The sequence below is a fragment of the Secundilactobacillus muriivasis genome (assembly GCF_054785195.1).
Genome location: NZ_BAABMI010000062.1, coordinates 21,332 through 31,612 on the forward strand (window position 1 = coordinate 21,332; position 10,281 = coordinate 31,612).

9 protein-coding genes are annotated in these 10,281 nt (G+C 45.5%); 6 read left to right on the forward strand and 3 right to left on the reverse strand.

Annotated elements, in window-relative coordinates:
• Nucleotides 1-242: 242 nt before the first annotated feature.
• Together ACYVR3_RS13365 and ACYVR3_RS13370 are read left to right on the forward strand one after the other, a co-directional pair.
• Complete coding sequence (locus ACYVR3_RS13365; protein WP_461244657.1) at nt 243-1,169, forward strand: ABC transporter ATP-binding protein; 927 nt, start codon at nt 243-245, stop codon at nt 1,167-1,169.
• Nucleotides 1,162-1,935, forward strand: coding sequence for a hypothetical protein (locus tag ACYVR3_RS13370; RefSeq protein WP_461244658.1), 774 nt, complete (start codon nt 1,162-1,164; stop codon nt 1,933-1,935). The genes ACYVR3_RS13365 and ACYVR3_RS13370 overlap by 8 nt, the downstream gene beginning before the upstream one ends.
• Before the next feature lie 63 nt (nt 1,936-1,998).
• On the opposite strand, the gene ACYVR3_RS13375 is transcribed toward ACYVR3_RS13370, so the two are convergent.
• The gene (locus tag ACYVR3_RS13375) at nt 1,999-2,886 is read right to left on the reverse strand and encodes a sensor histidine kinase (protein ID WP_461244659.1); all 888 of its coding nucleotides are present in this window, start codon (nt 2,884-2,886) and stop codon (nt 1,999-2,001) included.
• The gene (locus tag ACYVR3_RS13380) at nt 2,883-3,551 is read right to left on the reverse strand and encodes a response regulator transcription factor (protein ID WP_461244660.1); all 669 of its coding nucleotides are present in this window, start codon (nt 3,549-3,551) and stop codon (nt 2,883-2,885) included. The genes ACYVR3_RS13375 and ACYVR3_RS13380 overlap by 4 nt, the downstream gene beginning before the upstream one ends.
• Before the next feature lie 348 nt (nt 3,552-3,899).
• Here ACYVR3_RS13380 and ACYVR3_RS13385 point away from each other — a divergent pair, with 348 nt between their 5' ends.
• Together ACYVR3_RS13385 and ACYVR3_RS13390 are read left to right on the forward strand one after the other, a co-directional pair.
• Entirely contained in the window at nt 3,900-6,128 is a 2,229-nt protein-coding gene (locus ACYVR3_RS13385) for an ATP-binding cassette domain-containing protein (protein WP_461244661.1), read from the forward strand.
• 59 nt (nt 6,129-6,187) lie between these two features.
• Nucleotides 6,188-6,940: a MerR family transcriptional regulator gene (locus ACYVR3_RS13390; RefSeq protein ID WP_461244662.1), complete on the forward strand. Its 753-nt coding sequence runs from the start codon at nt 6,188-6,190 to the stop codon at nt 6,938-6,940.
• 115 nt (nt 6,941-7,055) lie between these two features.
• Here the strand turns inward: ACYVR3_RS13390 and ACYVR3_RS13395 are convergent, their stop codons facing one another.
• Entirely contained in the window at nt 7,056-8,249 is a 1,194-nt protein-coding gene (locus ACYVR3_RS13395; RefSeq protein WP_461244663.1) for a helix-turn-helix domain-containing protein, read from the reverse strand.
• Between the two features lie 112 nt (nt 8,250-8,361).
• Between ACYVR3_RS13395 and ACYVR3_RS13400 the strand changes: the two genes are divergently transcribed.
• Together ACYVR3_RS13400 and ACYVR3_RS13405 are read left to right on the forward strand one after the other, a co-directional pair.
• Nucleotides 8,362-9,342: an NAD-dependent epimerase/dehydratase family protein gene (locus ACYVR3_RS13400; RefSeq protein WP_461244664.1), complete on the forward strand. Its 981-nt coding sequence runs from the start codon at nt 8,362-8,364 to the stop codon at nt 9,340-9,342.
• A 26-nt stretch (nt 9,343-9,368) separates the two neighbouring features.
• Entirely contained in the window at nt 9,369-10,103 is a 735-nt protein-coding gene (locus ACYVR3_RS13405) for a glucose 1-dehydrogenase (protein ID WP_461244665.1), read from the forward strand.
• Nucleotides 10,104-10,281 lie beyond the last annotated feature (178 nt).

Genomic DNA, 10,281 nt, shown 5'->3' on the forward strand with positions numbered 1-10,281 from the left:
AACGGAAAGTGTTTTCTTTGAGGCGTATTCTAGAATTGCGTTTATTCTAACATAGGTTGTCCGAATGAATGATTGATAAAATCTAGAATAGTGAAATGCGGTACATTATACCTTGAATGTTATAAAGCCAGCGGGAATTGAACAACGTTATGCTATCATTAATTAATAAACAGTTAATGTTTTAATTAAGAGTCTGTTAATAACTAACCATTAAACTGGAGTTGTTAAGGGGGGGATAGCTGATGACAAATATCCTGGAATTACACGACGTCACCAAAAACTTTGGCAAGCAGCGGGCGTTAGACCATGTGAATTTAACGATTCAAAAAGGTGATATTTATGGGTTGATTGGTCGAAATGGTGCCGGTAAAACGACGATTTTGAAAACAATTGTTCAGATGTTATATCCAGATGAGGGTCAGATCATGTTGTTTGGGGCGACTGCTGGCAGTGACTATTCAAAGCAACTAAAGCGCACGGGGAGCATCATCGAAACACCGGTTGCCAATGATCAGTTAACGGCGCGGCAAAACTTGGTGTATTACTGCAAGATTAAGGGCATCGTTGATCGAACTGCCGTTGATGAGGCGCTTGAATTCGTTGGCTTAACGGATACTGGGAAGAAAAAGTTTAAGCATTTTTCCTTGGGCATGAAACAAAAACTCGGGCTTGCGATTGCGTTACTGAATAAGCCAGATTTTCTCATTTTGGATGAACCAATTAATGGGTTGGATCCAATCGCGATTGCGGATTTTCGACAACTCCTCGTTAAACTAAATCAGACTCAGCAGATGACGATTTTAATCTCAAGTCACATTTTGGAAGAACTCTACCAAATGGCCACCCGGTTTGGCATTATTAACCATGGCACAATTGTTAAGGAATTGACCAAAGCAGAATTTGAAGAACAGAGCCGCGAATATATTCAGCTTCAAGTCGATCAGCCTCAAGTTGCAGCTACTGTTTTAAATCGACTTGGCATTCAGGACTTCAAGGTGGTTGATCAGCAAACGCTCAACATCTATGATTTATCACTTGATAATAGCGAGTTGGTTGAGATGCTGGTTAATGAGCAAGTTAAGGTCTCAACCATCGTCAAACAGCACATTAATCTGGAACGTTACTTTAAATCGATTATTACCAACGAGGGGGCGGCGGACCATGCTTAATATGATCAGGGCGGATACGTATCGGTTGTTGCGGTCGAAGGGGTTTTATATCACTCAAATTTTAATGGTCATTGTTGCGATGATCAGTATCTCAACGTCAAGTGTTGGGATGATTCTAGGAAACGACAGTGTTCGTCAATTTCAAAACGTGGGCAATCAATTGATTTGGACTGGGTCGACATCGGTTCGAATCATGTCAAGTATGGCGAGTGTGCTGATCTATTTTCTACTGCCATTATTTATCATGACGATTGGGTTTGAGTTTTCACGTAAAACATATAAAAACCCGTTAAGTAGTGGGATGACGAGGTTAAATTTCTTTGTTTCTAAGTATGTCGTATTCTTATTTTTAACGGTTTGTCAAATTATCTTCTTCTACGGTTTTGTTTTCTTAGGTTGTAGTCTTAAAAATGGGGTTGGTCACATCACCAGTCACTTTATCATTAAATGGCTCCAAACGGCGAGTCTTCAGTTTATTGAATTAAGTGCCATTTTTGCGGTTGCCGTCTTGATCGTCTACCTCTTTTTCTCAACGCTGACGGCGGTGGTCACCACGATTTTATTTCCGATGATCATGACGTTGATGTTTGCACTATTCTACAAACATAAATGGGTCGGAAACTTCAACTTTCAAAACAACGTTGATAGTGCTTATTTCACGCACTACACAGCTAGTGGCATGACACAATTGTTGATTGCGGCATTTGGTACTATCCTAGTCTGTTTGGTTATTTCATATCTAACGTTCCGCAGACGAGATCTATAACCGAATTCGAGTCAGTAAAAAGCATCTTAGCGCAGTAAGTCACGCTAAGATGCTTTTTGTTGGTTAAGTAAACCGAATACTAATTTTAAATTGATCCTGAGTGGTCGAAATGGACATTTCACCATGCTGGAGATGGGTCAATTCAGAAATAATATATAACCCTAAGCCGGCGTTTTGCTTTTGATGCGACAAATCCTCGGTATAAAACTTATCGATCAGCCGTTCCGCATCCTTGATTGGGGTTTGCAGTCCATTCGTGACGGTGAGCTTCACACCCGTTTGATCCTGAGTTAACTGAATCTCAGCAGTTTGGTAACCATGATCCAAAATGTTACCCAGAATGTTTTGAAAAATTCGATTCATCGCTTCCTCATCTAATTGCCAAGTGACGTTCGGCATAATCGCCAACGTGACGTTGATGTGGCATTGTTGGAGCGCATCATAAACGTTAAGACAAACCTGTTGTAGTTGTGTTGAAAGGTTGAGTGACTTAGGTGTAATGGTAATTCGATTTTCAATCAACCGGTTATACAATAACAAGAGGTCCAGATGTTTCGTCAACGTCTCTAGGTTTCGGTCGAGTCGGGTGGCCTGTTCGTGAGTGGTTGCTGGTAACGTTTCGTCACTGACCAGCAACTGGGCGTACCCGCTGGCAACCGTTAACGGGGTTCGTAGATCGTGGGAAATATTGTGAATCGCTAAGTCCAGTTGATTTTTAGTTTGGACGGACTGACGCCGAACGTCACGGTGTCGCGCCAGCAATTGATCCACTTCCCGAGCAAGGGTGACAACGTGATGATTGCGCGTTTTAACGTTCAGTTGCCCATTGGTGTCGTGCTGATTAATGAACCGAAGTTGTTTGGTCAGGGCATCGGCATCATTTAACACGATCAATAGATAAATGAGGGCCAATGCCATGACGATACATAGTCCAACTAAAATGAGTGTCATGCCAGTCGCACCCCGATTCCCCAGATAGTTTCAATGTAGTCGTGGTCTGGATCCAATTGATGCAACTTACGCCGAAGATTACTGAGGTGAACGTTGATCGTATTTTCATCCCCCAGATACGGCGTCTGCCAAATCCGTTCGTAGAGTTGTTCACGGGTGAAAATCGTTGTTGAATTTTCGAATAAGAGTGCCAGTAGTTCGCACTCTTTGCGCTTGAGTGAGCATGAATCAGTCCCGTTAGTAACGGTAAACTGGTCTGGCATTAGGGTTAACCGCTTGTAGGTCAGTGGTGCAGTTGATGCTACCGGCTGACTTTGTCGGAGTTGAACGGCAATTCTGGCTTGAAGCTCGTTGATGTTGAAGGGCTTCGTCACGTAGTCGTTAGCGCCCGCTAGCAGTAATTTCGCAATGTCGTTGGTATCGTCTAATGCGGTTAAAATAATGATTGGCACTTGCGATGTTTGTCGGATGATCTCAAGCACGTCATCGCCACTTTTTCCCGGCAATAAGCGATCGAGGAGAACTAGGTCAACGTGGTTGGCGTTAAATTGAAGTAAGCCTTCTGTTCCGGAGTAAGCTTGGACGAGGTTAAAGGTTGGCGCCAAAAAGCCACTGAGGAGTTGTTGCATGTCGTCGTTGTCTTCGATGATGAGGATTGTTTTCACATGAACACCTTCTAATTTAAGTCGAATTCAGGAGTGAGTAATCTAATCGTTCCAGCATAAATTGAGGTTTATGTTGAACGAGCTGTTAGGCTTAGTACGAATGGTCTAACGGTAGGAAACGCTTACTTCTATAATAACAGTTATTAAGTTAAGGCGTGAGCAATTATGACAGATGTAACGATGATGCTCCAAATGAAGGTCTCGATTATTGTTGAGCTAATGGTGTGGACGATGAGGGTACTACACTTCGTGATTAATTAAAGGTTATTTTTGATAATGAATCCGCTTTTATTACCTCGCAAAATCTGATACACTGATAAGTCCAATAACGACTCAAGGAGGACTAACATGGCAGCAACTGACTGGATCAACATTCGCGGTGACCGGGAGAATAATCTTCAAAACGTTAACTTACGAATCCCCAAGCATCAAATTACGGTATTTACCGGCGTATCGGGTTCCGGCAAGTCCTCAATTGTGTTTGATACGATTGCGCAGGAGGCTGGTCGCCAGCTGAATAGTACGTACAGTAGTTTTGCACGGCTATTTTTGCCGAAATATCACCGACCAGACGTTGATGCCGTCACGAATTTATCACCAGCGATTGTGATCGAACAACGACCCTTGGGCGGTAACGCGCGGTCAACGCTAGGGACTATTAGCGATATTAATCCGTTGTTGCGAGTCCTATTTTCACGATTAGGCCAACCGGCACACGGCAAAACAGCTAACACGTTTTCGTTCAATGACCCGGCCGGCATGTGCCCTCGGTGTCAAGGAATCGGTGAAACCTATGTCTTGAACTTAGAAGCAGTGTTGGATCAATCGCTCACGTTGCGTGAAGGGGCCGTTCTACTTCCCAACTACGGTGTTAAGGGCTATTACCAGCAGCAGTTGCTGAAAAATAAGCAGTTAGACGCTGATAAGCCAGTCGCAGACTTCACCGCAACTGAATTGGATTACTTGTTAAATGGCGATGTGGATGAAGCAAACCGAAAACAACAAAAGTTTGAAGGCGTTGGTCGTCAATTTTTCCGCCAAACGGTTAATTCTGATGGCGATACCACTGCGGGAGCTGCTAAGAAAATCGCTACGTATACGCTCACGACTGTTTGCCCAGATTGTCAGGGAAAGCGGTACAATCCATCAGTGTTAGCATCAAAGATTCATGGTTATAACCTATTTGATTTGACAGAAATGCCGTTAGCCGAGTTAGACACGCTTTTAGCAACTTGGACGGCGCCGGAAATTGTGCCGGTGATTCAAGATTTACGCCGTCGAATTGGTGATTTAATTAACATTGGGTTGGACTACTTGAGTCTAACCCGGGATACCCGAACGTTATCTGGTGGTGAAAGTCAGCGAATCAAGACGGTGCAGTACCTGGGTAATTCGTTAACAGACATGCTGTATATTTTGGATGAACCAAGCACGGGGTTGCATCCGCGTGACGTTCACCGGTTAAACGAATTGCTTCAAAAATTACGTGATAACGGTAACACGGTGCTGGTGGTGGAGCATGATCCGGATGTCATCAAAATTGCTGATTATGTCATTGATATGGGACCGGGCGCTGGCCGTCATGGTGGGACGGTCACCTTTACCGGAACAGTATCTGACCTATTGGCAAGTGACACGTTGACGGGGCAGTACCTTAATCACCGGTTACCAATTAACGAAACACCGCGGAACGCAACCACTTTTATGACCAGTGCCCCATCTAGTTTGCATAACCTCAAGCAAGTGAGTTTAAAGGTTCCAGTCGGCCTCTTTACGGTAGTCAGCGGTGTAGCTGGTTCGGGCAAGAGTAGTTTGGTGCAACAGGTTTTTGCGCAGGAACATCCTGAAGCAATCTCAATTACACAAGCGCCATTGCACACCAATAGTCGTTCGAGTATTGCAACGTATACGGGCATCATGGATCGGATTCGTCAGTTATTTGCGAAGGCCAGTGGGCAACCAGCCGGCTTCTTTAGCGCCAACAGCAAGGGTGCTTGTCCGACCTGTAAAGGCAAGGGGATGGTTGAACTAAACCTCTCCTTCATGGATAACGCCCAGGTGGTTTGCCCGGATTGTCAGGGGCAAAAATACCGACCAGAAGTGCTCCAGTATTCGCTACATGGTTACAATATCGTTGACCTGATGCGGATGACGGTGGAGGAAGCCACAACTGTGTTTGCGGATAAGAAGATTAGTACGCAACTTGAGGCCACGCTAAACGTGGGCCTTGGTTACCTATCCTTAGGCCAAACGTTGGACACCCTTTCCGGTGGTGAGGCACAACGTTTGAAGATTGCGGCGGAACTCAATCAAAAAAGTGAATTAATCATCTTAGACGAACCGACTACCGGGTTACACAGTGCCGACACCGCCAATATGATTCGCATCATTAATGACTTGGTTGATGCAGGTAACACGGTGATCGTGATCGAGCACAATACGGATGTGATGCGTAGTGCCGACTGGATCATTGATATCGGACCGGATGGTGGGATTCACGGTGGCCAAATCGTTTATGAGGGACCGGTTGCTGGGATTAAAACTTGTAATCAATCAATAACGGCACAGTATTTATAAAAAAGAGGTTGACCTTAACGTTACGTCATCCCTTATCCTAAAGTAGAGGTGATGAGGAAATGGATTATCAAATTCAGGCGTTTGCGGCTTTGACGGGGGTCACTGCGCGGACGTTGCGGTACTACCATCAAATTGGTTTGTTAGTGCCACAGGTTGATGATAGTGGCTACCGCCATTATTCGAGTGCGGATGCGAGTCGGCTACAGTTGATTCGCTTTTATCAAGCGGTCGGGTTTCCGTTAAAAGCCATTAAACCGCTACTCGACAGTGATGTACAAGAACGATTGACTGCTCTAAAAGCCCAACGGTCGGCGCTTTATCAACAGCAGCAACACCTAACAACCCTCATCGCCCAAGTTGATAGCACGATTGCCACGCAGGAGGGAAAAGTGATGACGGATTCAGAAAAATTCGCGGCGTTTAAGGCCGATATGATGCAACAAAATAAGGAACAGTATGGGGATGAAGTTCGCACAAAATGGGGTGCTGCTGCCCAACAGCAAGCCAATCAACACGTTTTGGGCCTAGATGAAACAACCTATCAGCGGGCTCAAACGACTGAACAACGGTTGATTGATACGCTGACCATCATGACTCAAACCGGTGATGATTTGAGTGAACAGGTTTATCAGCAGCACCGTGAGTGGCTGGAGGTAATGGCTGGTGAGTTGTATTCAAGCGCGTATCATCGTGGCCTGGCCGACATGTACGAAGCGGATGCACGGTTTGCGGCCTACTATAACGAGCGAGTTGGCAGTCAGGAAGCGACACCGACACTGGTTGCCGCAATTCGGCGTTGGGCTGTGAATTAGTCCGAGCTACCGAGCGGCCGTCAGGATATCTAAAGGGCGTACATTCATCAACACGCAAAAGGCACCTTGACCTGTAGTTATCGTCAAGGTGTTTTTTGCGCTTGAATGACGCGAATTAGGGCCGTTGCGATTGCTCACGGCGTTCCTGACTAGGCGTCACTTGCCAAATTTGCCGGTAGTTGCGCACAAAACTTGCTGTATCGTGGTAGCCGGCCTTAATCGCAATTTGATCAATCGTTAAAGTCGAAGCGAGTACTAGTGGTCGCGCCAGTTCGCACCGGAAAAGGTTTAACAACGGTTTGAACGTTAAACCAAAGTGTTGTTTTAGTCGGTCGGTGACCGTATCAACGGAGAAGTTTAGTTGCTGAGCAAGTTGTTCAACCGTGAGTGGTTCGTAACAGTGTTCTAATAGATAAACCCCAATGACCCAGCCATCGCTCAAGCCGACAAGCTGGTCATGGGTACGTAGTTGCTTGCGGTAATCAAGTGGCCGTTGACGATGCACCAACTCAAATTGGTAATAGAAGGTGCCAATCGACTTAAAACCGCAGATATTGGCGATTTGGCGAATCGTGAGTTCAGAGAATTGGAGGAGTGCGGTGGCGTTACGGATTCTGACTTGGTTCAGGAGTTGATTGAACGTGAACCCGCTAATTCGAACAAGGCCTTGCTGAATATCGTGTTCGGTCTTACCAAAGATGGTGGCCAGCTCAGTTAACGTGACTGCCGATTGATGATGGTATTGAAGGTATCTTAGCCATTGCCAAGCCATATCAGGATTTTGATCCGGTAGCGGCACTTGGGTTTCGGTTTGAAATAGGTGAAATAAGTAGGAAACTAGCGCCAGGTTAAGACTAGAGGTTCGGCCAGTTGGGAGTTGTTTTTGACGGATCGTTTCTTGGCAAAAGTGAATGAGAAAGTCCTGTTCGGTTTGTTTAATTCGAATGACGGGGTGAAAGCGATTCGAGTTCTGGAGTGCCTTGGTATATTGGGCTTCATCGATGGAAGACAGTAAAACAAGGCCTAACGAGAGTCGAACTCGAAACAGTTCAATTGGGTTGTCCGGCTCTGGTTTGAGTTGTTGCATCTGAAAGGGCATCAGCAATACGACCTCACCGGCGGACAAGCTGATGGGTTGATTGTTTAACAGTAACGTTGCTTCGCCAGCGGTCACAATTAAATATTCGGCTTCGTCTGAAAAATGCGGTGGTTGAAGCTGGCTAATTTTCTGGCTGACAATCGTTAACGACTGTGGTCGATACTGACCGGAGACGTAGTTCGTACTGACATAGGGATAAGTATAGTTCATGCTGAATCTCCTTATTTGAACAGTTAGCGGATTTTTGTTAGTAAACGCTTACTTAAATCAATTATACTAACTGTGAATTAATTAGCAAACTAATTGGAAAAGAGGAGATGACATGTCAAAAGTATTTGTACTAGGGGGAACCGGCTTTTTAGGGTATTACACGATTAAAGAACTGTTGGCGCGTGGTTACCAAGTGAAGACCATGGCGTTGCCACCACTTCCAACGGATGATTTACTGCCAGCATCAGTTGAGGTGAAGCTTGGTGACATGAACCAACTCAGTGACGATGAGATTGTCGCCATGTTGTCGGATTGTGATGGTTTTATGTATGCGGCTGGTGCTGATGAACGCGCAATTCCGGACAAACCGGCGTTGAGCTTCTACTATCATGCCAACGTATTACCAACGCAACGGTTTGCGCGATTGGCGAGACAGGCTGGCGTTCAACGGTTCGTGTTATTTGGGTCGTATAATAGCGAGTTTGCGATTAAGTTTGCGGCCAAATACCCTGAATATCAACAACAGCCATACGTCAATACCCGACTCTTGCAAGAGCAGGTCGCCTTTGCGGAGGGTGAAGGGGCAATGACCGTAACCTCATTACGATTACCGTATATTTTCGGCACCATGCCAGGCCGAATGCCGTTGTGGCAAATGTTTGTCGATATGATTCGGAATCAACCAGTTTATCCAGCTTTGAAAGGCGCAACTTCAGCGGTGACGGTTGAGCAAGTGGCCGAGGCGGCAGTCGGCGCTATGGAAAATGGCACGCATCGCCAAACGTTCGCGATTAATAGCTATAACTTGAGTTATCAAGCCTTTTATCAGATGATTGTTGACGCTCTCGGCCAAACTGAACAAACACAGGTACCGGTTATTTCGTTTGAAACAGTCAAACCACAGTTGGAACAGGCACAGGCTCAAGTGGATGCGGCTGGTAAGGAACACGGCATTAATTTATTATTGTCGCAGCAGTTGCAGGAAGAACAATTGTGCTCTGATCCGGCTGAGACACACGCAATTTTAGGCATTAAAGACCACGACGTTCTCGCCTCGATTCAAGAAACGTTAGCTAAATGCGTGGCCGAATAACTCAAATTTGAAGGGATGGATCTATCATGGGTAAATTAACTGATCAAGTTGCAATTATCACCGGCGGTTCACAAGGAATGGGTGCGTCACACGCCAAACTATTTGTTAGCGAAGGCGCAAAAGTTGTTATCACAGATATTAACGAAGAAGCCGGTAACAAACTCGCGGCAGAGCTCGGTGAAAACGCCATTTTCGTTAAACAAGATGTGGCCAGTGAAGCTGATTGGCAACACGTTATCAAAGAAACGATTGCGCATTTCGGCCACCTCGATATCTTGGTGAACAACGCTGGTATCACGTATGCGAAGTCATTGTTTGATGTGACTACCGAAGACTATCTGAAGATTTTTAAAATTAATCAATTAAGTGTCTTCTTAGGAATGAAATACGCGGCGACTGAAATGAAGAAAACCGGGAAAGGCAGTATCGTTAACGTGTCATCCATTAACGGGTTAGTTGGTGGCGCCATTGGCTATACCGATACCAAGTTTGCAGTGCGTGGGATGACAAAGGCGGCTGCTTTGGAACTAGCGTATTCAAACATTCGGGTTAATTCAGTTCATCCAGGCGTTATCTCAACGCCAATGATTCATCAGGGTGACACGGATGATGCTGTTGCGCAATTTGCGAAGATGATTCCAATGCAACGGATTGCTGAACCGGAGGAAGTTTCAAAGATGGTTCTTTTCTTGGCGTCTGATGATTCCAGTTATTCAACTGGTGCTGAGTTTACCGCGGATGGTGGGATTACGGCACAGTAGGCAGTAGATTGCTGGCGCTTGTGTCCAGCGTAAGTGTTATTGCTGTTAGTTTGTGAAATGTAATTTGCGTGAATTGTCGATTCCGGTAAGCGGCTAGGTTTCTGCTGTGGGGCCGGTCTGAGCCAAAGGGCGGTCTCAAACCTCGAAGTTAAGCCTCGCCAAAACCCGTGCGAGTCTT

Excerpts from the sequence above, each read along its gene's own strand:
- ACYVR3_RS13365 (WP_461244657.1), top strand. The coding sequence starts at position 243 with ATGACAAATATCCTGGAATTACACGACGTCACCAAAAACTTTGGCAAG.
- ACYVR3_RS13370 (WP_461244658.1), top strand. The coding sequence starts at position 1,162 with ATGCTTAATATGATCAGGGCGGATACGTATCGGTTGTTGCGGTCGAAG.
- ACYVR3_RS13375 (WP_461244659.1), bottom strand. The coding sequence starts at position 2,886 with ATGACACTCATTTTAGTTGGACTATGTATCGTCATGGCATTGGCCCTC.
- ACYVR3_RS13385 (WP_461244661.1), top strand. The coding sequence starts at position 3,900 with ATGGCAGCAACTGACTGGATCAACATTCGCGGTGACCGGGAGAATAAT.
- ACYVR3_RS13390 (WP_461244662.1), top strand. The coding sequence starts at position 6,188 with ATGGATTATCAAATTCAGGCGTTTGCGGCTTTGACGGGGGTCACTGCG.
- ACYVR3_RS13395 (WP_461244663.1), bottom strand. The coding sequence starts at position 8,249 with ATGAACTATACTTATCCCTATGTCAGTACGAACTACGTCTCCGGTCAG.
- ACYVR3_RS13400 (WP_461244664.1), top strand. The coding sequence starts at position 8,362 with ATGTCAAAAGTATTTGTACTAGGGGGAACCGGCTTTTTAGGGTATTAC.
- ACYVR3_RS13405 (WP_461244665.1), top strand. The coding sequence starts at position 9,369 with ATGGGTAAATTAACTGATCAAGTTGCAATTATCACCGGCGGTTCACAA.